21 protein-coding genes are annotated in these 24465 nt (G+C 74.1%); 8 read left to right on the plus strand and 13 right to left on the minus strand.

From position 1 onward, the window contains the following. Positions 1-80 precede the first annotated feature (80 nt). Entirely contained in the window at positions 81-530 is a 450-nt protein-coding gene (locus tag OG422_RS21840; protein ID WP_143940229.1) for a DUF2550 domain-containing protein, read from the plus strand. Positions 531-625: 95 nt separating this feature from the next. Here the strand turns inward: OG422_RS21840 and OG422_RS21845 are convergent, their stop codons facing one another. Continuing rightward, positions 626-1312, minus strand: coding sequence for a response regulator (locus OG422_RS21845; RefSeq protein ID WP_405744592.1), 687 nt, complete (start codon positions 1310-1312; stop codon positions 626-628). After that, complete coding sequence (locus OG422_RS21850) at positions 1309-2619, minus strand: sensor histidine kinase (protein ID WP_405744595.1); 1311 nt, start codon at positions 2617-2619, stop codon at positions 1309-1311. Before OG422_RS21850 ends, OG422_RS21845 begins: the two co-directional genes overlap by 4 nt. A gap of 160 nt (positions 2620-2779) precedes the next feature. Between OG422_RS21850 and OG422_RS21855 the strand changes: the two genes are divergently transcribed. Beyond that, positions 2780-3355, plus strand: coding sequence for a hypothetical protein (locus tag OG422_RS21855; RefSeq protein ID WP_405744598.1), 576 nt, complete (start codon positions 2780-2782; stop codon positions 3353-3355). Positions 3356-3443: 88 nt separating this feature from the next. Here the strand turns inward: OG422_RS21855 and OG422_RS21860 are convergent, their stop codons facing one another. Next, positions 3444-4016, minus strand: coding sequence for a cob(I)yrinic acid a,c-diamide adenosyltransferase (locus OG422_RS21860; RefSeq protein ID WP_143940233.1), 573 nt, complete (start codon positions 4014-4016; stop codon positions 3444-3446). Positions 4017-4269: 253 nt separating this feature from the next. Between OG422_RS21860 and OG422_RS21865 the strand changes: the two genes are divergently transcribed. The 3 genes from OG422_RS21865 to OG422_RS21875 all read left to right on the plus strand — a co-directional run bounded on the left by OG422_RS21865 (position 4270) and on the right by OG422_RS21875 (position 8393). Further along, the gene (locus OG422_RS21865; protein ID WP_143940234.1) at positions 4270-5118 is read left to right on the plus strand and encodes a 3-hydroxyacyl-CoA dehydrogenase family protein; all 849 of its coding nucleotides are present in this window, start codon (positions 4270-4272) and stop codon (positions 5116-5118) included. Positions 5119-5322: 204 nt separating this feature from the next. Further along, positions 5323-5646: an STAS domain-containing protein gene (locus tag OG422_RS21870; RefSeq protein WP_143940235.1), complete on the plus strand. Its 324-nt coding sequence runs from the start codon at positions 5323-5325 to the stop codon at positions 5644-5646. Positions 5647-5951: 305 nt separating this feature from the next. Continuing rightward, complete coding sequence (locus OG422_RS21875) at positions 5952-8393, plus strand: ATP-binding protein (protein WP_405744603.1); 2442 nt, start codon at positions 5952-5954, stop codon at positions 8391-8393. 154 nt (positions 8394-8547) lie between these two features. On the opposite strand, the gene nucS is transcribed toward OG422_RS21875, so the two are convergent. Continuing rightward, positions 8548-9210 carry an endonuclease NucS gene (nucS, locus tag OG422_RS21880; protein WP_143940237.1) on the minus strand — a complete coding sequence of 221 codons (663 nt, stop codon included), beginning with the start codon at positions 9208-9210 and terminating at the stop codon, positions 8548-8550. A 249-nt stretch (positions 9211-9459) separates the two neighbouring features. On the opposite strand from nucS, the gene OG422_RS21885 reads away from it, so the two are divergent. Beyond that, entirely contained in the window at positions 9460-9852 is a 393-nt protein-coding gene (locus tag OG422_RS21885) for an SCO5389 family protein (RefSeq protein WP_143940238.1), read from the plus strand. Positions 9853-10004: 152 nt separating this feature from the next. Here OG422_RS21885 and OG422_RS21890 read toward each other — a convergent pair whose 3' ends face one another. Then, positions 10005-11054: an LLM class flavin-dependent oxidoreductase gene (locus OG422_RS21890; RefSeq protein ID WP_143940239.1), complete on the minus strand. Its 1050-nt coding sequence runs from the start codon at positions 11052-11054 to the stop codon at positions 10005-10007. A 189-nt stretch (positions 11055-11243) separates the two neighbouring features. Between OG422_RS21890 and OG422_RS21895 the strand changes: the two genes are divergently transcribed. Continuing rightward, the gene (locus OG422_RS21895) at positions 11244-11561 is read left to right on the plus strand and encodes an ATP/GTP-binding protein (protein ID WP_405744607.1); all 318 of its coding nucleotides are present in this window, start codon (positions 11244-11246) and stop codon (positions 11559-11561) included. On the opposite strand, the gene OG422_RS21900 is transcribed toward OG422_RS21895, so the two are convergent. From OG422_RS21900 to mce, 8 genes are all read right to left on the minus strand, one after another. After that, positions 11558-12304 carry a GNAT family N-acetyltransferase gene (locus OG422_RS21900; RefSeq protein ID WP_405744610.1) on the minus strand — a complete coding sequence of 249 codons (747 nt, stop codon included), beginning with the start codon at positions 12302-12304 and terminating at the stop codon, positions 11558-11560. The two genes, OG422_RS21895 and OG422_RS21900, sit on opposite strands and share 4 nt — an antisense overlap. Positions 12305-12455: 151 nt before the next feature. Then, complete coding sequence (locus OG422_RS21905) at positions 12456-13373, minus strand: ABC transporter permease subunit (protein ID WP_405747948.1); 918 nt, start codon at positions 13371-13373, stop codon at positions 12456-12458. A gap of 392 nt (positions 13374-13765) precedes the next feature. Beyond that, positions 13766-15010 carry an ATP-binding cassette domain-containing protein gene (locus OG422_RS21910; RefSeq protein WP_405744613.1) on the minus strand — a complete coding sequence of 415 codons (1245 nt, stop codon included), beginning with the start codon at positions 15008-15010 and terminating at the stop codon, positions 13766-13768. 167 nt (positions 15011-15177) lie between these two features. Next, complete coding sequence (locus OG422_RS21915; RefSeq protein WP_405744616.1) at positions 15178-15948, minus strand: ABC transporter permease; 771 nt, start codon at positions 15946-15948, stop codon at positions 15178-15180. 2 nt (positions 15949-15950) lie between these two features. After that, entirely contained in the window at positions 15951-16955 is a 1005-nt protein-coding gene (locus OG422_RS21920; protein WP_405744619.1) for an ABC transporter ATP-binding protein, read from the minus strand. 126 nt (positions 16956-17081) lie between these two features. Then, positions 17082-18017, minus strand: coding sequence for a cellulose-binding protein (locus OG422_RS21925; protein ID WP_405744622.1), 936 nt, complete (start codon positions 18015-18017; stop codon positions 17082-17084). Positions 18018-18131: 114 nt separating this feature from the next. Continuing rightward, positions 18132-22391, minus strand: coding sequence for a polarized growth protein Scy (gene scy / locus OG422_RS21930; RefSeq protein WP_405744624.1), 4260 nt, complete (start codon positions 22389-22391; stop codon positions 18132-18134). 237 nt (positions 22392-22628) lie between these two features. Beyond that, positions 22629-23069, minus strand: a complete 441-nt coding sequence (gene mce, locus OG422_RS21935; protein ID WP_143939941.1) for a methylmalonyl-CoA epimerase — start codon at positions 23067-23069, stop codon at positions 22629-22631. Between the two features lie 137 nt (positions 23070-23206). Between mce and OG422_RS21940 the strand changes: the two genes are divergently transcribed. Continuing rightward, complete coding sequence (locus tag OG422_RS21940) at positions 23207-24418, plus strand: acetyl-CoA C-acetyltransferase (protein ID WP_405744628.1); 1212 nt, start codon at positions 23207-23209, stop codon at positions 24416-24418. Positions 24419-24465 lie beyond the last annotated feature (47 nt).

Below are 24465 nucleotides of genomic sequence, written 5' to 3' on the forward strand. Positions count from 1 at the left end.
GAGGCAATGCAGGTGCGTTTCCCTCCCTCGCGCCCGACCCGGCGCGGGGATCCCCCACAGAGGCGAGGAGGTCGGTCGAGATGGTCCTCGCTCTGCTCGTGAGCGGCGCGGTCGTGGTACTGGTGCTGCTGGGGCTGTTCGTCTTCGGGCTGCGACGGCGGCTCATCCAGCGGTCCGGCGGCACCTTCGACTGCAGCCTGCGCTGGAACGTACCGGAGGACGAAGGCGAGCCCAGCGGCAAGGGCTGGATCTACGGCGTCGCCCGCTACAACGGTGACTGCGTCGAGTGGTTCCGTGTCTTCTCCTACGCGCCGCGGCCCCGCCGCATCCTGGAGCGCTCCGCCATCGAGGTCGTCGAGCGCCGCACCCCGCAGGGCGAGGAGGAGCTGGCGCTGCTCTCCGACTCCGTCGTCCTCGTCTGCCGCCACAGTGGCACCCGCCTGGAACTGGCGATGAGCGAGGACGCCCTCACCGGCTTCCTCGCCTGGCTGGAGGCGGCGCCGCCCGGGCAGCGGGTCAATGTTGCCTGAAAGAGAGCCCCGCTGAAGGGGGTGCCCCCGGACGGAGTCTGGGGGAGGGCCAATGTTGCCTGAAAGAGAGCCCCGCCCTACGCCGCCGCGGCCGACTACGGCGGCGGTTCCACGCCCAGCTCCTGGGCCAGGACGGCCGCCTGCACCCGGCTGCGGAGTCCCAGTTTGGCCAGCAAGCGGCTGACATGCGTCTTCACGGTGGCCTCGGCCATCTCCAGCCGCACCGCGGCCTCGGCGTTCGACAGGCCGCGGCCCAGTACTCCCAGGACCTCCCGCTCGCGCCGCGTCAGCGCCTCCAGCACCGCGGGGCCGGGCCCGGGCTCCGTACGTTCCCGGGGTGCGGAGGTCCCGGCGAATTCCGCGATCAGACGGCGGGTGACCGCGGGGGCGATGAGCCCGTCCCCGGCGGCCACCGTGCGCACCGCGGCCAGCAGCGCCGTGGCGTCCATGTCCTTGAGCAGGAATCCGGCGGCACCGGCGCGCAGGGCACCGAAGACGTACGCGTCGAGGTCGAAGGTGGTCAGCACCAGGACGTCCGCCAGCCCCTCGGCGACGATCCGGCGGGTGGCCGAGACGCCGTCCAGCCGCGGCATCTGGATGTCCATGAGGACGAGATCGGGGCGCAGCTCGCGGGCGAGGCGGACCGCCTCCTCGCCGTCCGCGGCTTCCCCGGCGACCTCGATGCCGGGGTCGGAGCGGAGGATGAGGACGAGCCCGGCGCGGACGGCGGACTGGTCCTCGGCGACGACGACGCGCAGCGGGCGCGGGGGTGTGCCGGTCATGTCGGGGGTGCCTCCTCGGTGGCGGGGAGTGTGGCCCGTACCCGCCATACGGTGCCGTCGGGGCCGTCCGCCGGGCCCGCGTCGCAGACGCCGCCCAGCAGCGCGGCGCGCTCGCGCATGCCGGTCAGTCCGGCGCCCGAGCCCGGCACCCGCGCGCCGCCCGGCCCGCGGCGGGTCCCGTACGGGCTGGTCACGACGAGGATGAGCGGGCCGCCTGGCGCCCGGTCGAGGCGGACGGTGACCTCGCCGGGCGTGGCGTGTTTGAGGGCGTTGGTCACGGATTCCTGGACGATGCGGTAGGCGGCCAGCTCCACGGGGGCGGGGAGGGAGGCGGGGGTGCCGCCGGGCCGGGCGGCACCGTCGCCGGTCCGTGTGCCGTTGCCGGACCGGGAGCTGCCGCTGAGCCGGGCCCCGTCCTCGTACCCCTGGCGGCCGTCGTGGAGGCTGAAGGCCAGCCCGTCGCCCGCCCCCGTCGCCCGGACCCGGGTGAGGAGGGCCGGGAGGCCGTCGAGGGTGGGGACGGCGGGTGGTTCGCCGTCGGCCTCGGAGCCGCCGGAGGCGCGCAACAGTCCGATGAGGCGGCGCATTTCGGCCAGGCCCCGCACGCTGTTCTCGCGGATGACGCCCAGCGCCTCCCGGGTCGCGGCCGGATCGTCGAGGGTCTGCGCGGCGGTGGTGTGCAGCGCGATGGCCGACAGATGCCCGGCGACGACGTCGTGCAGCTCCCGCGCCATCCGCGCGCGCTCCCCGGCGACCGCCTGTGCCCGGTCCATCCCGGCGAGCAGCGCGGTCTGCTCGGCCCGTAGCCGGGCCGCCTGGGCCGCGTCGCGGTGGTGGCGGACGATCAGGCCGGTCCAGGCGGGGGTGAGGGTGATCAGCCCGAGGAAGACGCCGACGAACAGCGCCTGCGGGTCGCGGGCCACGGCGAGCGCGATCAGCGTGCCGAGGACGGTCGCCAGCGCGGTGCCCGGCGGGATGCGGCGGGCCGCGCGGGGCCCGCCGTGGAGGACCGCCGCGTACACGAGGTCGGTGAACATTACGACGGTGGCGAGCAGCGTCCCGGCGCAGGTGTCCAGCGCGAGCGCGGCGGTGGCGAGCGCCAGGCCGGTCAGCGGTGCGGTGCGGCGCAGCAGTTCGGCCCCGGCGGCGACGGCCGGCGCCACCAGGGACGCCCACGGCGGCAGCCCCGGCACCGGTGGCGCGCCGCGCAGGCCCAGCGCCCACAGCAGCACCCCGCCGAGCAGCCCGGCGGCCGCGATGAGGACGTCGTCGCGGTGCGGGCGGACGGGGCGGGGGAGCGGCGGCACCCGTCCATCCAACACGGCCGGGGCGGCGCCCGCCTCGTCGTCACGGTGACTGTCCCGGCGCCGCCACTACATCGAAAGATGCAGCCGGAATCGTCGTCGGCGACGACGTCCCGGGCGGGGTGGCGGCGGCAGTCTTGAGGCGTCCCGGAGGAGGAACGCCATGGTTGTCACGTTGATCGTCGTCTGCGAGGTCGGGTTCTGGGTGCTGCTCGCGGCCGGTTTGGTGCTGCGGTACGGGTGCCGGATGCCGCGCACCGGAGCCGCCGTGCTGCTGCTGGAGCCGCTGTTGGAGCTGGTGCTGCTGACCGTCACCGCGATCGATCTGCGCACCGGCGCCACGGCGGACGGGAAGCACGGCCTCGCCGCCGTCTACCTCGGCTACACCGTCGCCTACGGCCACTACACGATCCGCTGGGCCGACGGCCATGCCGCGCACCGGTTCGGCGGCGCCCCGCGGCCGGTGAAGCCGCCCCGCCACGGCCTGGCCCGCGCCCGCCACGAGGGGAAACTGTGGCTGCGGACGGTCGCGATGGGCGCCGTCGCCGCCGGGCTGCTGGAGCTGGCGGCCTGGTACGTCGGCGACGGTGACACCGCGACGTTGCGGGAGTGGCAGCTCACCATGGCCCGGCTGGTGGCCGTCCACGGGGTGATCGCCCTGTCGTACCTGCTGTGGCCGAAGAAGGCGCCGGCCGGGGAGCCGGAGGCGGCGCGGCGGCGCCCGAAGGTGCTGCGCTGAGCGCGGTCCGGGCCGCCGGCGGGGGCGCCCCGGACCCATACGACTACGGTCACCGCTCGTACGACTGCGACTGCGACTACGGATACGACTACCGCTCGCCGCCCGGCACCCACAGCACGTCCCCGACCTCCTTGTTGGCCGTACGGGCCAGGATGAACAGCAGGTCGGAGAGGCGGTTGAGGTAGGTGGCGGTGAGCGGGTTCATGGTGTCGCCGTGCTCCTCGAACGCCGCCCACGTCGCGCGCTCGGCGCGGCGGACGACCGTGCACGCCTGGTGGAGCAGCGCGGCACCGGCGCTGCCGCCGGGGAGGATGAAGCTGCGCAGCTTCTCCAGCCGCTCCAGGAAGCGGTCGCAGTCCGCCTCCAGCTTGTCGATGTAGCTCTGCTCGACGCGCAGCGGCGGGTACTTCGGGTCCTCGACGACCGGGGTGGACAGGTCGGCGCCGACGTCGAAGAGGTCGTTCTGCACGCGCAGCAGCACCGCCCGGACGTCCTTGGGCAGTTCGCCGAGGGCCAGGGCCACACCGAGCGCCGCGTTGGCCTCGTTGGTGTCCGCGTAGGCGGCGATCCGGCGGTCGGTCTTGGCGGTGCGGCTCATGTCGCCCAGGGCGGTGGTGCCCTTGTCGCCGGTGCGGGTGTAGATGCGCGTCAGATTCACCATGGCACGAGCGTACGCGGCGGGCCGCCGGGCGGATCCGGCGCGCCGGGCCCGGCCGCCGAGGGTCCCTAACTCCGCCGCGTGCGGGGTCGTCTGACGGCCTTCCGGGTGACGCGGGACACGGACGGACGGGCCGCCGGGCGCCGTTCGCCGGGGGCCGGGCGTGACGCGTGTCTCTTACCTACCAAACGATCGCTCAGTACGGATAACGTCACCCTGACCGATTCTGGAACACACAGGGTGTGAGGGGACAGCAGTGGCAAAGAAGCTCGCCGTCATCGGTGCCGGACTCATGGGATCCGGTATTGCGCAGGTCTCCGCCCAGGCGGGGTGGGACGTGGTGCTCCGCGATGTGACGGACGGGGCGCTGGCCCGCGGCAAGGGCGGTATCGAGGCGTCGTACGCGAAGTTCGTCGCCAAGGGGAAGCTGGACGCGGACGCCGCCGAGCAGGCGCTGGCCCGCATCACCACCACGACCGATCTGGACGCGGTCGGCGACGCGGATGTCGTCGTCGAGGCGGTCTTCGAGAAGATCGAGGTCAAGCGGGAGATCTTCCAGGCGCTCGACAAGCTCGCCAAGGACGACGCGGTCCTCGCCTCCAACACCTCCGCGATCCCGATCACGAAGATCGCCGCGGCCACCTCCTGCCCGGAGCGGGTCGTCGGCACGCACTTCTTCTCGCCGGTGCCGATGATGCAGCTGTGCGAGCTGGTGCGCGGCTACAAGACCAGCGACGAAACCCTCGCCATCGCCCGCGAGTTCGCCGAGTCCGTCGGCAAGACCTGCATCGTCGTCAACCGCGACGTCGCCGGTTTCGTCACCACCCGGCTGATTTCCGCACTGGTCGTCGAGGCCGCCAAGCTCTACGAGTCGGGCGTGGCGAGCGCCGAGGACATCGACCTCGCGTGCAAGCTGGGCTTCGGTCACGCGATGGGCCCGCTGGCCACCGCCGACCTCACCGGCGTCGACATCCTGCTGCACGCCACCGACAACATCTACGCCGAGTCGCAGGACGAGAAGTTCGCGCCGCCGGAGATCATGCGGCGGATGGTCGACGCGGGCGACATCGGCCGTAAGAGCGGGCGCGGGTTCTACGCGCACTGAACGGCGGCGCGTCCTGGCATCCTGGAAGGCTCAGGAGGAGGCATGTCCACGGGCGCTGACGTGACGTCAGATCGCGGACGGCGAAGTGGTCACCCCGTCGGGTGAATTCGGTATCGGTTCGCTCACGGGCGGCAACTTCGCCGTCGGAGAGGCAGTCAGTTCGGTAGACCTCCAGCACGGCACCACACCATTCGGGGAGCGCATATGCACATCAAGGGCGACCACGCCGAGCTGATCGTCGGGGGCCGCCTCGACGTCCGCAGCGCGGCGGACGCCCGTACGGCCCTGCACACCGCCGTCGACTCCGGATGCGGCGATCTCGTGCTGGATCTGACCGAGCTGGACTCCTGGGACGCCACGGGGCTCGGCGTGATCATGGGGGCGCACCGCCGGGCGGGCCGGGTCAACCGCCGTCTCGTGCTGCGCGGGGTGCCGCCCCAGATGCAGCGGCTGCTGGTCGCCACCCGCCTGCACCGCATTCTCGCCATCGAGGGCGGGCTCGCGGCGGAGACGCTGCCCCGGGTGTGAGTCCCGGCGGGCCCGGGACGGCCGCGTTCCACGGCAGTCCCGGGCCGTTCACGTCCGTCGATTCCGCGGTCATACCGTCGGAACGGGTCGTTCCGGACATGTCAGGGCCCCGGCGGCGGGCCCGTACCATCCCGGGGCTAGGGTCACCTCCGCGTCCGCGGCACCCGCGGCGGCTGACCCCGGCCCCGCCCGCACCGCGCGGCCGGGGGCCGGCCGGACCACACGACGACGGCGCGCACCCGGTCACGAGGACGGGCCCGCGCGGCCGGGCGGAGCGAACAGAAGGGCATCTGGGGGCTGTGACCATGGACCCGAACACCCGGCGGGGACCCGACGAGAGCGGTATCCCGGCGGGCGGCGACGAACCCGGCGCACCGGCCTTCGGCGGGATGCAGACCGGCCCCGAAGAGCCCGTCCGCACCGTCCGCCTCGTCGCCGGACGCTACCTCGTCACCGTCAACCCCCTCGACGGCAGCGAGATGGAACCCTGCCCGCCCGGGGAACGCCCCGCCGACCCCGACCGGCGCGACGCCGAGGAGCGCGCCGAGGCCGCCCGCGCGGCGGCGCCCCCGGTGCCACCCGGCGCGCCCGTCCACGCCTCCCGCACCGCCACGCTGGAGGAGCGCGGCGAGGAGACCGAGCGGCTGGTGCGCCTGCTGACCCGCGGCCGTTCGGTACGGCTCACCGGGCCGTCCGGCGCGGGCCGCACCCGCCTCCTCGACGCCGTCGCCACCGCCTGCACCGGGATCGCCCCCGACGGCGTCGTCCGCCTCTCCGGCTACCACCGCACCCCCGCCGACCTGCTGTACGCGCTCCTCGCCGCCGTCCACCGCGCACCGCAGCACCGGCCGGACCGCGAGGAGCTGCCGCGGCTGCTCGCCGGGATCGGCGCGATCGTCGTCCTCGACGACCTGGAGTTCGGCGGCCGGGCCCTGGACGAACTGCTCGACGCCACCCCCGAGTGCGCCTTCCTCTTCTCCGCCACCCCCGACGTCGCGGCGCCCAGCCCCGGCTGTCCCGTCGAGGAGGTCTTCCTCGGCGGCATCGGCCGCGCCGCCGGTCTGCGGCTCCTGGAGCGCGCCGTGCAGCGGCCGCTGGCCAACGAGGAGACCGCCTGGGCCGCCGACCTGTGGTTCGAGTCCGAGGGGCTGCCGCTGCGCTTCGTCCAGGCGGCGGCGCTGCTGCGGCTGCGCGACCGGCCCGGCGGCGCCCCCGTCGACGGCCCCGGCCTCTTCGCGCCCGCCTCCGCGGGCGTCCCCGGGCAGCCCCACGCCCCGCTGCCCTCCGCCGCCGACACCGCGGCGCCCGCGCCGCTGATCGCCGGACGGCTGGGCCCGGCCGCCCAGGAGACGCTGCGCTTCGCGGTGGCGCTCGGCGGCGAACTCCCGCACCAGGCCCACCTCCCCGCCCTCACCCAGGACGCCCACGCCGACGCCGCCCTCGGCGACCTCCTCGGCTGCGGGCTGATCACCCCGGCGGGCGGCCACTACCGGCTCGCCGCCACCGTCCGGGACCAGCTGGCCGCCGCCGGATACGCCGACGGCGCGACCGCCCGGGCGCACACCGCGGCCCAGCACTACGCCTGGTGGGCCGGGCACCCCTCGGTCACCCCGGAGCGCGCCGCGGCCGAGGCGGACGCCGTGCTCGCCGCGATGGCCGCGCTCACCGCGGGCCGGGAGAGCGGCCACGCCAGCGCCGCCGTGCTGCTGGCCCGTACCGCCGCTCCGGCGTTCGCCGCCGGGCTGCACTGGAGCGCCTGGGAACGGGCTCTGCGCCACGGCCAGGAGGCCGCGCGGCTGGCCGGTGAGGTCGCCGAGGAAGCCTATTTCCACCATGAGTTGGGCGTCCTGGCGCTCTGCGGCGACAGCCTCGACCGGGCGCGCGCCGAACTGGAGGCGTCCATCGGGCTGCGCGGGGTGCTCTCCGACCGCAGCGGCGCGGTGGCCGGCCGCCGCGCCCTCGCCCTCGTCGCCGACCGGGAGCGGCAGAGCGCCGAGGGCACCGGCTCCCCGCCGCCGCCCGCGCCCGGCGCCGCCGTGCCGCTCGCGGCGGCGGCGCCGTCCACCGGGCCGCGCCAGGCCGCCTCCGGCCCGAAGACGCCGGTGGCCGGGACGCCGGTCGTCGCCTCCCGCCCCGCGCCCGCCGGGAAGAAGGGCGACGAGACCGCCGTCCAACCGGCCCTCGCGGCCCGGAAATCCGCCACCACGCGCCGCAATCTCACCGCGGCGGGCGCGGGCGTGCTGCTCGCCGCAGTGCTCGGCACCGTCGTCACGCTCGGCGCGACCTCGGGCGGCGACGACAACCGCCCCGGCGGCCGCACCACCCTGGAACAGCCCACCGAACCGGACGACGCGGAGCCGACGACGCCCGGGGACACCTGGTCCCCGCAGGTGCCGCCGCCCGCCACCGCCGCCTCGGCCACGCCGTCGCAGGAGGCGGAGAGCCCGTCCCCGTCGACGGATGCGCCCACCACGGCCTCGGCCACCGGCTCCCCGACGCCGACGGACCCGTCGACCGGCCCGACCCGGCCCACCGGCCACCCCACCGAGCCGACGAGCCGCCCGACCCGGCCCACCCACCGGCCGACCGAGCCGACGCCCACCGGCGACCCGACGGACGAGCCGACGACGCCGGACCCGACCGACCCCACCGGCAAGCCGACCGGCCAGAGCCCGTCCGCCTCCGATCCGCAGACCCACGGCACCGCCGCCCGCACGGCCACGCTGTCGGGCACCCCGACGGCCTGACGGCGCGGCGGCGGCTCCGGCCCGTACGGGCGCTCCCGTACGGGCCGTGCGACGCCCGTACGGAAACGCGCAACGGCCCGGTACGGATCCGGCCGCCCCTGGGGGCAGCCGGGCGCGTACCGGGCCGTCGTACGGGACCGGAGGGTCGCCGGGGTCAGAAGAGGCGGAGCTTGTCGTCCTCGATACCGCGCAGACCGTCGTAGTCGAGCACCACACAGCCGATCTTGCGGTCGGTGGCCAGCACCCGGGCCTGCGGCTTGATCTCCTGGGCGGCGAAGATGCCCTTCACCGGCGCCAGGTGCGGGTCGCGGTTGAGGAGTTCGAGATAGCGGGTGAGCTGCTCCACACCGTCGATCTCGCCACGCCGCTTGATCTCCACGGCCACGGTCTGACCATCGGCGTCGCGGCACAGGATGTCCACCGGGCCGATGGCGGTGGGGTATTCGCGCCGAATCAGCGAATAGCCCTCGCCAAGGGTTTCGATGCGGTCGGCGAGCAGCTCCTGGAGATGGGCCTCCACGCCGTCCTTGATCAGACCGGGGTCGACGCCCAGTTCGTGCGAGGAGTCGTGCAGGACCTCCTCAAGGGTGATGATGAGCTTCTCGCCGCCCTTGTTCTCCACCGTCCAGACCTGGCCGTCGCCCTCCTTGAGGGTGCACGGCGGCGACATCCAGTTGAGGGGCTTGTAGGCGCGGTCGTCCGCGTGGACGGAGACCGAACCGTCCGCCTTCACCAGGATGAGGCGGGGGGCGGAGGGCAGATGGGCGGTGAGCCGGCCCGCGTAGTCCACGGAGCAGCGGGCGATGACGAGACGCATGGGGCGTCACGCTACTCGACCGGAGGCCACCCGCGCGATTCGCCCCGGAGACGCGGACGTTTCCGGGGGAAACCCCCGCACCTCCGGCGGCGGCCCTTGGCTGGTTGTCTGTGCAATCTTCTGGTGCCGGGCTCTTGCGCGGCCTACCGTTGATGCGGGGGGTCGTGAGGCAGACACGCTCCGTCGCGATGCCCCATATCCCGTTCCGTGAGGCCCCCCGTTCCGGCGGGGCCGCGAGAGGAGAACCTCATGTCGCTCGACGTCTCACCGGCCCTCCTCGAACAGGCCGAGCGAGGCGAGGTCGACGAAGCCGCATTTGTCGACTGCGTCCGCACCTCCCTGCCCTACGCATGGGGAATGATCAGCTCGCTGGTGGACCGGCTGAAGGCGGACGGCGGGGAGTTCGCCGACAATCTGACGCCGCCGCCGGACGAGCAGGCGCGCGGTCAGTTGCTGCGTGCGCTGGCGAGCGATGCGATCCGCGGATCGCTGGAACGTCACTTCGGTGTACGTCTCGCCTTCCAGAACTGCCATCGCGTCGCGGTTTTCCCCCTCGACCCGGCGGTCGACGACCGCCTGGCCCGCTTCACCTCCATCCGCGGCCAGTTGCTGAACCAGTCGCCCGTACTCCGCGACTGCTGACCGCTTCCGCTGCCGCCGCGCACCCTTTCCACGCGCCCTTCCGGCGCCTTGCACACGGGTGTGCGCGGCAGCGGCACCGACCGGACCGCTGACCACACCGACGTACCGCGCGGCACCGTACGCCCCGTCCGGCGGACGGGGCGTACGGCCGGTCACCCCAACTGCGGTGTGACGTCCCCGCCGAGGCGGCGGACGTTCTCCTCGGTGGCCGCCAGATCACCCGAACCCTCGACGAGCAGCGCATGGGTGGTGATGCCCGTACGCTCCGCCGTCGCCGCCAGCTTGTCCGCGCACTGCCGCGGCGTCCCGACGGGATGCAGCGCGCACAGCTTCTCCGTGTACGCGACCGGGTCCCGCATGGCGCGGACCCGGCCGTCGACGGTGACATGCGCGCCCAGCCCCTGGCGCAGCCAGCCGGGCATCGCCTTCGTCAGCGTCTCGACCGCGTCCCGCCGGTCGTCGGCGATCTGTACCACACCGGCCGAGACATGGCGGGCGGCCGCGATCTCGTCGCCGCCCCGCCCCGCCTCCCGCGCCGCGGTCCGCCACAACGCCACCATCTCGGCCTTCTCGTCGTCCGCGCAGTGCATGCCCAGCAGCATCGGCAGCCCGCGCGCGGCCGCCAGCCGCACCGACGCGGGGGAGGTGCACGCCACCAGCACCCCGGGGCCCGGCAGTTCCGCGTCCGGGGCGTCGGGCGGCGCCAGCGCCTGCGCGGGGCGCGGCACCACCGCCACCTCCCGGAACGCGTACCGCTCGCCCGCCGCACCGACCCGCGGTTCGCGCAGCCAGCGCAGCAGCAGATCGAGCGCCTCCGGGAAGCCCCGCTCGTACGCGGCGAGACCGGCGCCGAAGACCTCCAGATCGACCCAGGGGCCGCCGCGGCCGACGCCGAGGGTGAAGCGGCCGCCGGAGGTGAGGTGCAGCAGCGCCGCCTGCTCACCCAGCGCCACCGGATGCTGGGTCGGCAGCACACTGACCGCGGTGCCGATGCCGATCCGTTCCGTCCGGCCCAGCAACAGGGCGGCGAGCGTCACCGCCGACGGGCAGACGCCGTACGGCACGAAGTGGTGCTCCGCCAGCCATACGTCATCGAGCCCCGACCGCTCCGCGACCTCCGCGCAGCGGACCGCTCTGTACAGCGCTTCCCCCTGTCCCTGGCCCGGGAATTGAGCGGCCAGGACGAAAGCCCCAACGCGCATCGCTCTCTGCCTCCTCGCAGCCGACGCGGCTTTCCCCACTCAGGCAATAACGGCTGACACGTGCCGAAGGCACGGTCCGGCGCACGGTTCTGCTGATGATCGCAGGAACGCACCGGGCCTGCCGCGCCCGCCTGTCCGGCGCGTACGCTGGTGACGGCCCGTGACCCCGCAGATCTCCCGAGGTGCCCTGTGTCTCCGCGTCGAAACCGCCAGCATGGCGGTGCGAAGCCCGCCGAACGCGCAGAGGGGGACCGCTACGGTCTGGAACAGACCGCGGAGTGGCGCGGGGAGGAGTGGGTCGTCCGGCACGTCGGCGGTGGCGGCGCCGCCAAGCACTACCGCTGCCCCGGCTGCGACCAGGAGATCCCGCCGGGCATCCCGCACGTCGTGGCCTGGCCGCAGCTCGGCGACGTCGACGACCGCCGCCACTGGCACAGGGCGTGCTGGAACGCCCGGGACCGCCGCAGCGCCCGGCTCCAGCGATCGCGGAACGCGCCGCGGTACTAGCCCGGCACTTGGGCCGTGCCTTCCCGGTCCGCCGCCTCCCGCAGCCGCCACAGCCAGCCCAGCGGGGTGAGCCGCAGGCGGCGGGCGACCGACCGGGAGGCGTGGTTGTCGGCGGTGGCGCTGTGGAAGAGCGCCTCCTTGCCGTGGCGGGCGCGCCGGGACCAGGCGGCCACGACGGCCGGGGCGAGGCCCCTGCCGCGGAAGTCGGCGCGGGTCCAGATGCCGGCCTCCGCGGTGGTGGCGCCCGCGGCGGGGGTGTGGCAGATCGACACGGGCTGCCCGTCGTGCACCGCCATCGCCCACGCGCCCGCGCCGCCGCCGATCAGCTCGGCCCACTCGCCGGGCTGCCAGTTGCCGGGCCGGATCAGCTCACGCGCCGCGGCGCGGCCCTCGTCGGAGGAGACGAGGACGGGCAGCGGCGCCGGGCCCGGGTCCGGGAGCGGCGTGGGGAAGACGAAGCAGGGGCCGCCCTCCAGGGAGACGGCCCGGTCGCCCAGGGATGCGGCGAGCCGCACGAGCGGGTCGGGGCGCAGGCCGGGCGCGTACGGCTGGTCCGTGTCGTCGAGGGCGTCCAGATGCGCGAGGGCGGGGCCGAGCGCCGCCAGGCGGGCCCGGGGCGACCAGGCCCAGAGCGCCGGCACGGAGCGGTTCCGTACGCGGGCGGGCGGGCCGCCGGGGGAGCGTTCGAGGCCGTGGACCGCGTCGACCTCCAGGGCCAGCAGCCGTTCCTCGTCGTGGATCACGCCCGCGAGGGTAGTGGTGCGGCCGTCGGACGTCACCGGGTTTTCCGCGGGGTGCGCACCGCGTACGGGAACGGCGAAGGGCGTGCCCGCCGGTCCCGCGCCGAGGCGGAACGGGCGGGCACGCCCTGGTGTCCTCCGGGGAGGAGCCGTCCTACACGTCGCGCTTCGACTGGGCGGCGAAGGCGGCGCCCAGGACGACCGCGGTGACGCCGACCAGGATCCAGAGGGGCTCCCAGCCCTGCGGGCCGGTGTCCGTGCCGAGGAACGGGTTGCCGTACAGCGACGCCAGCGAGTTGGGCACCGAGTACTCGATCAGGGCCTTGCTCACCGACTTCAGGCTCTCCGAGCCGAGCATGAAGACCGCCAGCAGCATCGGCAGCAGCACCAGGCCGAGCATGGCGCTGATGGCGCCCGCGGAGTGCCGCAGCAGCGAGCCGACGGCGAGCGCCAGCAGGCCGAGCACCGAGACGTACAGACCGGCGCCGACGGTGACCCGGAACCATTCGCCGGACGTCGGGTCCGGGCCGCTGACCATGCCGTTGGTGAGCACGGCGACGAGCGTGGTGGTGATCGTCGTGATGACGAAGGCCAGCGCGGTGAAGACGATCGCCTTGGCGGCGAGCACCCGGGCGCGGCGGGGGCAGGCGGTCATCGTCGTACGGATCATGCCAGTGCCGTACTCGGACGAGATGACCAGGACGCCGAGCGGGATGATGCAGAGCGTGCCGAGCAGGACGCCGAAGAACGCCATGCCGAGCTTGGGGTCGACGAACCGCTGCGTGCCCAGCGCGAGGGCGGTCAGCGTGCCGATGCCGAAGATCAGGACGAAGAGCGCACCCAGCGTCCACAGCGTCGAGCGGACCGAACGGATCTTGGTCCACTCGGAGGCGAGCGCATGCCCGAGGTGGGTGGAGCGCACCGGGATCGGCGAGGTGTACCCGGCGGGCGCACCCTGGGGCGCGCCGGGATGCGGCTGCCCCTGGTGGAACGCGGGGCCGGGCTGCTGCGCAGGGGCGCCGGGCCCCTGGGCGGGCGGCTGCGGGGCCTGCGGGGCGCCCGCCTGCGGGATCTGCGCGGCGGGGCCCGGCTGACCGGCCGGTACCGGGGCACCGGGCTGCGGGGCGCCGGGGCCCGGCTGACCGGGCGGGGCGGCCGGGGCCTTCAGCATCATCGTGCCGGGCTCCTTGGCCAGGCCGCCACCGGCCGCCAGCGGCTGCGGCGGCGGGCCGTCGCCCTGGTGCGCGGGGAGCTGCTGGGCCGTGAGCATCATCGTCCCGGCCTCACGGGCGGGCGGCTGCGGCACGGCGCCGAGCACGACGGTGCCGTGCTCCCGGGCGGGCTGCCGGCCTTGGGGGGCGGCGGGTTGCGCCGGGGTGGCGGGCGGCTGGCCCTGGCTCGCGGGCTGTCCCTGCGCCGCGGCGTCGTTCGGGCCGCGCTCGGGCTGCGGCTGCTGAGGGCTGGTCATCGGGCCTCCTCGTGGTGCGGCGCGGTCATGTCGGCGGGAGCGGCCGGCGGCATCGGGACCGCGGGCGGCTGCGGGGCGTACGGGTTCGGCTGCGCGCCGGGCACCGGACCCTGCGGCACCGGACCTCCCTGGGCGGGCGGCGGGTACCCCTGACCCGGGGCGGCCTGCGGCGCGTACGGGCCCTGGGGGGCGTACGGGTTCGGCTGCGCGCCGGGCATCGCGCCCTGGGACGCCGGGCCGCCCTGGGCGGGCGGGAAGCCGTGCGGGGCGCCGAGCTGCTGCGGGTACCCGGCGGGCGCCTGCTGGAGTCCGGTGCGTGCGTCGGAGGTCGAGCGGTAGTCCACCGCGCCCTGGGTCAGGCGCATGTACGCCTCCTCCAGGGACGCCTGATGCGGCGACAGCTCCCAGAGCCGGACGCCCGCCTCGTGGGCGAGATCGCTGATGCGGGGGAGCGGCAGTCCCGTCACCCGCAGCGCGCCGTCCTGCTCGGGCTCGATCCGGGCACCGGCCTCACCGAGCGCCGCGGCCAGCTTCTCGCGCTGCTCCGGCTCTGTGCCGGGCGTACGGACCCGGGCGAAGTCGGCGGAGTTGGCCGAGATGAAGTCCTTGACCGGCATGTCCGCCATCAGCTGGCCCCGGCCGATCACGATCAGATGCTCAGCGGTCAGCGCCATCTCGCTCATCAGGTGCGACGAGACGAAGACGGTACGGCCCTCCGCCGCCAGCTGCTTCATCAGGTTGCGCACCCACAGGATGCCCTCCGGGTCGAGGCCGTTGACCGGCTCGTCGAAGAGGAGCACCTGCGGGTCGCCCAGCAGCGCGGCGGCGATGCCCAGCCGCTGCCCCATGCCGAGGGAGAAGCCCTTGGAGCGGCGCCCCGCGACGTCCTGGAGACCGACCACGCCGAGCACCTCGTCGACCCGGCGGGCCGGAATGCCCGACAGCTGCGCCAGCGACAGCAGATGCGCCCGCGCGCTGCGCCCGCCGTGCACCGCCTTGGCGTCCAGCAGCGCGCCCACCTGCCGTGGGGCGTTGGGGAGCTGGCGGAACGGACGGCCGCCGATGGTGGCGTGGCCCGACGTCGGGGCGTCCAGGCCCAGGATCATGCGCATCGTCGTGGACTTGCCGGAACCGTTCGGCCCCAGGAAACCCGTGACGGTGCCCGGCCGCACCTGGAACGACAGGTTGTGCACGGCCGTCTTGGCGCCGTAGCGCTTCGTCAGGCCGACTGCCTCGATCATTCTCCGCCCCTCGCGAGATGGTCGGGGCAGAGGCGCCCTCGTGCCCCCGTGAGGATTAGGAGGCTATCTGTCCCTTGACGGTTCTCGCCAAAACGGGGCGCGGTCGGCCGCACCCACGGCTCGCGCCCGCCCCGCACTCCCCACGCCCCCGCCCCCGTACGCCCCGCTCAGGCGTCGCGCCGCTTCAGCAGGACGTAGCCGCAGATCAGCGCCGCTGCCGTCCACGCCGCCATGATCCCGAAACCGCCCCACGGCCCGTACGGCACATCGGTGTCGCGGGGGACCACCTGCATCACCTTCTGACCCGCCTGGTCGGGCAGATACCGGCCGATCTTCCGGGTGGCGGAGACATTGCCGAGGATGTTGGAGACGAGGAAGAAGAACGGCATCAGGATGCCCAGCGACAGCATCGGGCTGCGCAGCATCGTGGCCACAGCCATCGAGAACAGCGCGATCATCGTCATGTACAGCCCGGCGCCGAACACCGCGCGCAGCACCCCGGGATCGCCGAGGTGCGCCCGGTGGTCGCCGAGCATCGCCTGCCCCGCGAAGAACGCGAGGAAGCCGGTGGCCAGGCCGACGACGAAGACCAGCGCGGTCGCCACCGTCAGCTTGCAGAACAGGAAGGTGCCGCGCTGCGGTACGGCCGCCAGAGAGCTGCGGATCATGCCGGTGCTGTACTCGTTGGAGACCACCAGCACCCCGAACACGATCATCGCCAGCTGGCCGAGGCCCATCCCGGCGAAGCTGATGTTGGTGGCGTCGAAGGCCAGCCGGTCGCGCACCGGCATGGTGCGGAAGTCGTTCGCCGCCAAGGCGCAGATCAGCATGGACAGCGCGACGGTGACGACCACCGCGATGCCCAGCGTCCACACCGTCGACCGCACCGACCGGATCTTCGTCCACTCCGAGCGCAGCACCTGCCCGACCGCCGCCATCGTCAGCTCCCCTTCTTCCGCCAGTCGCTGTCCCAGCCACCGGGTGCGGCCGCCACGCCGGGCGGCGCCGACGGCACCGGCCCCTCGGCCCGCCCCGGCTCCCCGTCGTGCGCGTGGTACTCCACCGATTCCGCCGTCAGCCGCATGAACGCCTCCTCCAGCGACGCCTGCTGCGGACTCAGCTCATGCAGCACCAGACCGTGCCGGGCCGCCAGTTCCCCCAGCCGCTCCGACGGCTCCCCGTCGACCTCCAGGGCACCGCCGGCCGCCTCGACCGCCACGATCCGCTCGGCGTGCAGCACCTCCCGCAGCCGCTCCGGCTCCGGCGACCGCAGCCGTACGAACGCGCGCGAGTTGCCGCGGATGAACTCCGCCATCGACGTGTCCGCGAGCAGCCGCCCACGCCCGATCACCACCAAATGGTCCGCGGTCAGCGCCATTTCGCTCATCAGATGCGAGGAGACGAAGACGGTACGGCCCTGGGCGGCAAGGTTCTTCATCAGGTTGCGGATCCAGTGGATGCCCTCCGGGTCGAGGCCGTTGACCGGCTCGTCGAAGAGGAGCACCCGCGGATCGCCCAGCAACGCCACCGCGATCCCCAGCCGTTGCCCCATCCCGAGCGAGAAGCCCTTGGACCGCTTCCTTGCGACGGAGGTGAGGCCGACGGTGTCCAGCACCTCGCCGACCCGGAGCCGCGGAATGCCGTTGCTCTGCGCCAGACACAGCAGATGGTGGTACGCGCTGCGCCCGCCGTGCACCGCCTTGGCGTCCAGCAGCGCCCCGATCGACCGCAGCGGATCCGTCAGCCGCCGGTAGTGCTCCCCGTCGATCCGCACCGAACCGGACGTCGGATTGTCCAGGTCCAGCATCATGCGCATGGTGGTCGACTTGCCCGCGCCGTTCGGGCCGAGGAAACCGGTGACGATGCCCGGCCGCACCGTGAAGGTGAGGTGGTCCACCGCGACCTTGTCACCGTAGTGCTTGGTCAGCCCGTCCAGCTCGATCATGTAAGCACGCTAAAGCCGCCCGGAAGCCCCCGCCACCGGGCGGCCGCCGCCCGGACGGCCGAGCGCCCCCGCACCGCCTGACAGGCGGACCGAGGGCGCTCGTACGGGCCGGAAGGGCGCCGGGCGTCAGCGGGACTGCTGGGCCGGGACGCCGCGGGAGGCGGTCTCGTCGTCCGGGACACCGGCGGCGGCGACGGCCGCGCCGGTCAGCGTCGCTAGCATCTCGCGGACGTTGGTGAGCTGGGCGTTGATCGAGTCGCGGCGGTTGGTGAGCGCCGCCAGCTCGCGCTCGGACTCGCTGCGGACGCGGTCGGCCTTCTGGTTGGCGTCGGCCACGATGTCCTCGGCCTGGCGCTGCGCGGTCTCCACCGTCTGACGGGCCCGGCGCTCCGCGTCCGTCCGCAGCTTCTCCGCCTCCAGCCGCAGCTGCTCGGCGCGGTGCTCGATCTCCGCAAGGCGCTTTTCGGCCTTGGCCTGACGCGAGGCGAGGTCCCGCTCGGACTGCTCGCGGCGCTTGGCGAGGTTGGTCTCGAAGTCCGCGGCGGCCTGGGCGGCCTTGGCGCGGGTCTCCTCGAAGAGGAAGTCCGCCTCCTCCCGCTTGGACTGCGCGTCCTTCTGGGCCTCGGAACGGAGCGTGGACGCCTCGCCCTTGGCCTTCTCGACGATCCGCGTACCCTCGTCCTCGGCCTTCGCCTTGCGCTCGGCGGCGAACTGCTCGGCGTCGTTACGGACCTGCTGGGCGGCCGACTCGGCCAGCTCGCGGTGCTGCTCGGCGGAGCGACGGGCGTCCTCGCGCAGCTCCTGGGCCTCCTCCTCGGCGAGACGGAGGATCTTCTCCACGCGGGCCCCGAGCCCCGCGTACGACGGCTCGACGTCGGTGACCTGGGCCTGGGCGTTCTGCGTTTCGAGGTGCAACTCCTCGATCCGCTTTTCCAGCGAGGTGATACGGGCCAGCGCGCTGTCGCGGTCCGCGACAAGCTTTGTAATGCGGTCATCCACCTGACCGCGGTCGTACCCACGCCGCACGAGCTCGAAGCCGAAGGGGGAGGAAGTGTCGCTCATGGGGTTCCTGTCGAAAGAGACCGGTGAGGTGATAAGGAGAATCCTAGGGGCCCGACCGGCGTGTCATCGAGCCCATGTCCGTTTGAAGAGGAGAATGACCCCTCATTTGAGTGGCTACCCTTCAGACTGCTTGCCACTCGAACGAGTTGACGAAGCCCCTGCGGCGGCCTTGCCGCCCCCGGCCTTACCGTCCCCGGCACCCGGCGTCTCGAACGACTCCAGGGCCTCCAACACATCCTGCACCCGCGAGATCTCGGTGTTGATGTCCTTGCGGCGGCGCGACAGGACCTCCAGCTCCCGGCGGCCCTCCTCGATGATCCGGGCGGCCTCGGCCTCGGCCTCGGTGTGCATCCGCTCCGCGTTGCGCACCGCCTCGGCCCGCTTGTTCTCGGCCTCCTTGATGAGCCCTTCGGCCTTCTTCACCGCCGCGATCCGGACCCGGCTGGCCTCGCTGTTCGCGTCCGACACCAGCTTTTCGGTCTTCTCCTCGGCCTCCGTCTGCTGCTGCGTCGCCTGCGCGATGAGCTTGTCGACCCGCTCACCGGCGTTCTTCATCGCGGCCGACGACTCCCGGCGCGCCCGGTCGTGCAACTCCTCGACCTCGGACTCGACGCGGGTCCGCAGCTCCTCGGTGCGCTCCCTTATGGCCGTCGCGTCCCCGCGCGCCTCGCTCAGCAGCGTATCGGCGTCCGTACGGGCCTTCTCCACCCGCGCGTTGCCCTCCGTCGTCGCCTCCTGGACGATCCGGTTGGCCTCCTTGCGGGCCGCGCCGACCATCGTGTCGGCCTGCTCCTCGGCCGCGGCGGCCGCCCGCACGGCCTCCTCCTGGGCCTTCGCGACCAGCTGATCGGCCTGCTCGGCGGCGTCCGCGCGGCGCTTGGCGGCGTCCTTGCGCGCCTCGTCCAGCAGCCGGTCGGTCTCCTCCTGCGCCTCCGTCCGCAGCCGCTCCGCCTCGGCCTCGGCGTCCTCCTTGACCTTGGCCGATTCGCCGCGGGTACGGGTGGCGTGCTCCTGCGCCGAGGTGACCGTCTCGGCGGCCTCGGTGCGCAGCCGGTCCGATTCGGCGGACGCGGCGGCCACCATGCGGTCGGCCTGCTCCCGGGCGTCCGACCGCGTACGGTCGGCGTCCCGCTCGGCCTGCGCGCCGGTCTCGGCCGCCTCCGTCCGCAGCTTCTCGGCCTCGGTGCCCGCTTCCTTCAGCAGCTCGTCGGCCTGGACCGCGGCGTCCGAACGGGTCTTGTTGGCGGCCTTGCGCGCCTCGTCGCCGGTGCGCTCCGCCTCCGTCCGCGCCTGCTCCCGCGCCTGCTCGGCCTCCTCCCGAAGCCGCTCCGCCTCCGCGGTCGCCGCGGCCAGCCGCGCCCGCGCCTGCTCCTCGCCCTCGGCGCGGATCCGCTCGGCGGCCTCCTGGGCCTCCTTGACCGTACGGTCGGCGTCCTCCTGCGCCGAAGCGGTCAGCTCCGTCGCCTCGTTGACGATCCGTTCGGCCTCCGCGCGGGCCTCGGTGATCAGCCGGTCGGCCTGCTCCGCGGCCTCCGACCGGATGCGGTTGGCGTCGCCCCGTGCCTCCGCACGGGCCCGCGCCGCGTCCTGCTCACCGGCGGCCAGCGCGTCCGACGCGTCGGTCCGCAGCTGCTGCGCCTTGGCGGTGGCGTCCGCGACCAGCTTCCCGGCCTGCGCGGTCGCCTCGGTGACCAGCCGGTCGGCCTGCTCCGCGGCCTCCGTACGGGCCGTGCCCGCGTCCCGGCGCGCCTCGTCGAGGACCTCCGCGGCCGCGGCGCGCAGCCGCTCGGACTCCTCGATGGCCTCCGCCACCGTCCGCTCCGCCAGCTCCTGTGCGGCCTGGGACGACTCCTGCGCCTCCTGCCGGACCCGCGTCGCGTCCTCGGATGCCCGCTCGCGTTCGGCGTAGGCGTCCGCGCGGACCCGCTCGGCCTCCTCGCCGGCCTCCGTCCGCGTCCGCCCCGCCGCCTGCTCGGCCGCCGACCGCAGCCCGGCGATCTCCTCCTCGGCCTGCCCGTGCAGCCCGGAGACCGCATCCCGCACCTCCTGCGCGGCGGTCTCGGCGGTCGTCACCAGCTCATCGGACCGCTGCTCGGCCTCCCCGACCAGCCGCTCCGCCTCGGCCTGCGCCTCGCTGACGCGGGTACGCGCCGACGTCAGCAGCTCCTCGCTCTGCTCCCGCGCCGCGGTGCGCTCCTGGTGGGCCTCCTCGCGGGCCTCGCCCAGCAGCTGCTCGGCCTCCCGGCGGCGCCGCGCGGCCTCCTCCTGCGCCGCGGACAGCGCCTCGGCCGCTTCGTTACCGGCCCGCTCGGCGGCCGCCTCGGCCTCCGAGCGCACCCGGTCGGCGCTCTCCTGCGCCCGGCCCTTGAGCCGCTCCGCCTCGGCCGCCGCCTCGGTCCGCAGCCGCTCGGCGGCCGACTCGCCCTCCGTACGGGCCGCCGACGCGTCCTGCGCGGCCTCGGTCCGCAGCCGCTCGGCCTCCTCCTCGGCCTGCTGCTGGAGCGTACGGCGCCGCTCGGCGGCCTCCGTCTTGAGCCGGGCCGCCTCCTCCTGGGTCTCGCGGCGCAGCCGCTCCGCCTCGGCGCGCGCCTCGCGCAGCGCCTCCTCGGCCGACGCGACCTTCTCCTCGGCGTCCGCCGTGAGCCGGTCCAGCTCGGCCTGCGCCTCCTCGCGCCGCTCCGCGACGGCCGTCTCGGTCTCCTCGCGCAGCCGCGCCGCGGACTCCTCCGCCTCCGACGCGACGAGCTCCGCGGTCTGCGCGCCCTCGGAGCGCAGCTCCTCGGCCTCGGTACGGGCCCGCTCCAGCGCCTGCTCGGCCTGGCGGCGCAGCGTGGTGGCGCGCTCGATGGCCTCGGTGCGGACGCGCTCGCTCTCCGCCCCGGCCTTGGTACGGGTCTCCTCGGCGTCCGCCTTCGCCTTGGTCAGCAGCTCCTCGGCGGACCCGGCCGCCTCCTCGATCTGCTGGACCGCCTCGCGGCGCGCCTCGCCGCGGATCCGCTCGCCCTCCGCGACGGCGTCGGCGCGCAGTTGCTCCGCCTCGCCGCGCAGCCGCCGTGCCTCCTCCTGGAGTTCGGCGGTCTTGGCGCGGTACTCCTTGGTGTCGTCCTTCGCCGCGCCCTTGAGCTGCTCGGCGGTGTCGTGCGCCTCCTCGCGCAGCCGGTCGGCCTCCGACTCGGCCTCGGTGCGCAGCCGTTCGGCCTCCTCGGCCGCCGCCTTCGTGGTGGCCTTGGCGTCCTCGGACGCCTTGGTCAGCACCTCCTCGGCGGTCCGCGCGGCCTTCGCCAGCTGCGCCGCGGAGTCCTCCGCCGCCTTGCCCCGGGCCTCCTCGCGCGCCTCGGCGACCAGCCGCTCGGCCTCCGTCGCGGCGTCCGCCCGCAGCTGCTCGGCCTCGACCCGCAGCGCCTCGGCCTCCTTGGTGGCCTCGCCGACCAGCCGGGCGATCTCCGCCTTGGCCGTACGGGTGCGCTGCTCGTTCTCCGACTCGGTGGCCGACAGCCGCTTGGTGGCGTTCTGCTCCGCCTCGTCGACCAGCTTCTCCGCCTCGGCGCGCGCCTCGCGCAGCGCCGTGTCGGCCTCCTTCAGCCGCGTCTCGGCGGTACGGGTCAGCTCGGCGGCCGTGCGGCGCGCCTCCTCCGACTCGCTGCCCGCGCTCGAACGCAGCTGCTCCGCCTGGTCGGTGGCCTCCTGGGCCTGGGTGGAGGCGGCGCTCAGCAGCCGGTCGGCGTCGGCCCGCGCCCGGCGCAGGATGGATTCCGCTTCGGTGCGGGCCTCCTCCGCCGCGGTGCCCAGCCGCTCCCGGGCCTGCTCGGCCAGCCGCTGCGCCTCGGCCCGCGCGGCCGACAGCGCCTGCTCGGCCTCGGCCCGCGACTCGTCCATCAGCCGGCGGGCCTGGGACTCCGTACGGGCACGCAACTGCTCGGCCCAGGCGACGTTTTCGTTGACGTGCGACTCGACGGTCTGACGGCGCTCGTTCAGCTCCTCGTCGAGCCGCTGGCGGCGCTCGACGGCCTCGGTGTGCAGCTCGGACTCCATCCGGGCCTGCCGCTCGGACTGCTCCTGGAGCAGCCGCTGGGTCTGCGCCCGGGCCTCGCGCAGCTCCCGCTCGGAGTCGGCGCGCAACTGCTCCGCCTGCATCTGGGCGTTGCGCAGCAGCTGTTCCGCCTGGTGACTGACGTTGTCGTAGGCGGGCCGGCTCGCGATCGTGCGGCGCGCCTCGTGCAGCTTGGCGCGCAGCACCTCGACCTGATAGCCGAGGTCGTCGGCGTGCTGGACGGCCTTGTCCCGCTCGGTCTTCAGCCGCTCCATCTCGGCCTCGAACTGCGAGAGGTGATCGGCCTCAGCCCGCTGACGCTCCTGGCGCTCGTTGCCCCGCACTGCGCGGTCCCATCCGTCCCATGGTCAGGTGGCGGCCGTCCCCGGTGCTGCGGACGATCGACCCGTACACGTCACGTCGTACGAGGCTGCGTCCCCGGAGCCGACCCTTCCGAAGAAATGGTGTCAGATCATCGGCGGAGTATGGACCGAGCCCCATTCCCAGGAAGCGCTCGCACCGTGCGTGAGCACCTCGTACCCCGGCCGAAGCAGCACTCTACCGGCCGGGGAGGACATCGGTCAGTGGTCGGCCGGGGCGGAGGGTGCCGCCGTGACCAGTTCGGTCAGCACGCCGTGGCAGTCCTTGGGGTGCAGGAACGTGATCCGTGACCCCATGGAGCCGGTCCGCGGCTCGTCGTAGAGGACCCGGACGCCCTTGTCGCGGATGTCCGCGGCGTCGGTGTCGACGTCGGCGGTGCCGAAGGCGATGTGGTGCACGCCCTCGCCGTTCTTGGCGAGCCACTTGCCGACCGCGGAGTCCTCGCGGGTGGGCTCCAGCAGCTGGAGGTAGGAGGCGCCGCCGTCCGAGGTCTCGTTGATCTTGAGCATCGCCTCGCGGACGCCCTGCTCCTCGTTGATCTCGGAGTGGAACACCTCGAAGCCGTACGTGGCACGGTAGAACTCGACGGTCCTGTCCAGGTCGAAACAGGCGATCCCGATGTGGTCGATTCGCGTCAGCATGGCTCCAGTGCACCGCTCGCACGGCCGGTTACGCAACGTGCGCGCCGTCACACCCACTTGCCGGTGACCCGGCGCGTACCCCTCAGTACATTGACGGGAACCCTCGTTAACTTCCCTGCAAAGGAAGGCCGCACCGCATGTCTGCAACGAACGGAACCAACGGCACCACCTCCGTGATCGTGGCGGGGGCGCGCACCCCCATGGGTCGTCTCCTCGGCTCCCTGCGCTCCTTCTCCGGCGCCGACCTCGGCGGGGTGGCCATCAAGGCGGCGCTGGACCGCGCGGGCATCGGCGGCGACCAGGTGCAGTACGTGATCATGGGTCAGGTGCTCCAGGCCGGCGCGGGCCAGATCCCCGCCCGCCAGGCCGCCGTCAAGGCCGGTATCCCGATGAACGTCCCGGCGCTGACCGTCAACAAGGTCTGCCTCTCGGGCCTGGACGCCGTGGCCCTGGCCGATCAGCTGATCCGCGCCGGGGAGTTCGACGTGATCGTCGCCGGTGGCCAGGAGTCGATGACCAACGCCCCGCATCTGCTGCCGAAGTCCCGCGAGGGCTACAAGTACGGCGCCGTGCAGATGCTCGACGCGATGGCGCACGACGGCCTCACCGACGCGTTCGAGAACATCGCGATGGGGGAGTCGACCGAGAAGCACAACACCCGCCTCGGCCTCGCCCGCCCCGAGCAGGACGCGTTCGCCGCCCGCTCCCACCAGCTCGCCGCCGCCGCGCAGAAGAACGGGATCTTCGAGGCGGAGATCACGCCGGTGGAGATCCCGCAGCGTAAGGGCGAGCCGGTCGTTTTCAGCCAGGACGAGGGCATCCGCCCGGAGACCACCGCCGAATCGCTCGGCAAGCTCCGCCCGGCCTTCGCCAAGGACGGCACGATCACCGCGGGCTCCGCCTCGCAGATCTCCGACGGCGCCGCCGCGGTCGTGGTGATGAGCAAGGCCAAGGCCGAGGAGCTGGGCCTGGAGTGGATCGCCGAGATCGGCGCGCACGGCAATGTCGCGGGCCCCGACAACTCCCTCCAGTCGCAGCCGTCCCACGCGATCCTCCACGCCCTCGGCAAGGAGGGCCTGACCGCCGAGGATCTTGATCTGATCGAGATCAACGAGGCGTTCGCCGCGGTCGCCGTGCAGTCCGTGAAGGACCTCGGGGTGTCCCACGAAAAGGTGAACGTGAACGGTGGCGCCATCGCGCTCGGCCACCCCATCGGCATGTCCGGCGCCCGCCTCGTCCTCCACCTCGCGCTGGAGCTGAAGCGGCGCGGCGGCGGCACCGGCGCGGCCGCCCTGTGCGGCGGTGGCGGCCAGGGCGACGCGTTGATCCTCCGCGTCCCGGGGAAGTGAGCACCACCGGCCCGCGCCGGTGAACCGCACCGTTCGTACGCACCCGT

This window comes from Streptomyces sp. NBC_01525 (genome assembly GCF_045040405.1).
GTDB classification, from domain to species: Bacteria; Actinomycetota; Actinomycetes; order Streptomycetales; family Streptomycetaceae; genus Streptomyces; species Streptomyces benahoarensis.

Bases quoted from the DNA above. Each gene is read 5' to 3' on its own strand.
- OG422_RS21875 (WP_405744603.1), top strand. From the start codon at position 5,952: ATGGACCCGAACACCCGGCGGGGACCCGACGAGAGCGGTATCCCGGCG.
- mce (WP_143939941.1), bottom strand. From the start codon at position 23,069: ATGCTGACGCGAATCGACCACATCGGGATCGCCTGTTTCGACCTGGAC.
- OG422_RS21885 (WP_143940238.1), top strand. From the start codon at position 9,460: ATGTCGCTCGACGTCTCACCGGCCCTCCTCGAACAGGCCGAGCGAGGC.
- OG422_RS21870 (WP_143940235.1), top strand. From the start codon at position 5,323: ATGCACATCAAGGGCGACCACGCCGAGCTGATCGTCGGGGGCCGCCTC.
- nucS (WP_143940237.1), bottom strand. From the start codon at position 9,210: ATGCGTCTCGTCATCGCCCGCTGCTCCGTGGACTACGCGGGCCGGCTC.
- OG422_RS21910 (WP_405744613.1), bottom strand. From the start codon at position 15,010: ATGATCGAGGCAGTCGGCCTGACGAAGCGCTACGGCGCCAAGACGGCC.
- OG422_RS21845 (WP_405744592.1), bottom strand. From the start codon at position 1,312: ATGACCGGCACACCCCCGCGCCCGCTGCGCGTCGTCGTCGCCGAGGAC.
- OG422_RS21860 (WP_143940233.1), bottom strand. From the start codon at position 4,016: ATGGTGAATCTGACGCGCATCTACACCCGCACCGGCGACAAGGGCACC.
- OG422_RS21890 (WP_143940239.1), bottom strand. From the start codon at position 11,054: ATGCGCGTTGGGGCTTTCGTCCTGGCCGCTCAATTCCCGGGCCAGGGA.
- OG422_RS21925 (WP_405744622.1), bottom strand. From the start codon at position 18,017: ATGAGCGACACTTCCTCCCCCTTCGGCTTCGAGCTCGTGCGGCGTGGG.
- OG422_RS21940 (WP_405744628.1), top strand. From the start codon at position 23,207: ATGTCTGCAACGAACGGAACCAACGGCACCACCTCCGTGATCGTGGCG.
- OG422_RS21840 (WP_143940229.1), top strand. From the start codon at position 81: ATGGTCCTCGCTCTGCTCGTGAGCGGCGCGGTCGTGGTACTGGTGCTG.
- OG422_RS21855 (WP_405744598.1), top strand. From the start codon at position 2,780: ATGGTTGTCACGTTGATCGTCGTCTGCGAGGTCGGGTTCTGGGTGCTG.
- OG422_RS21920 (WP_405744619.1), bottom strand. From the start codon at position 16,955: ATGATCGAGCTGGACGGGCTGACCAAGCACTACGGTGACAAGGTCGCG.
- OG422_RS21915 (WP_405744616.1), bottom strand. From the start codon at position 15,948: ATGGCGGCGGTCGGGCAGGTGCTGCGCTCGGAGTGGACGAAGATCCGG.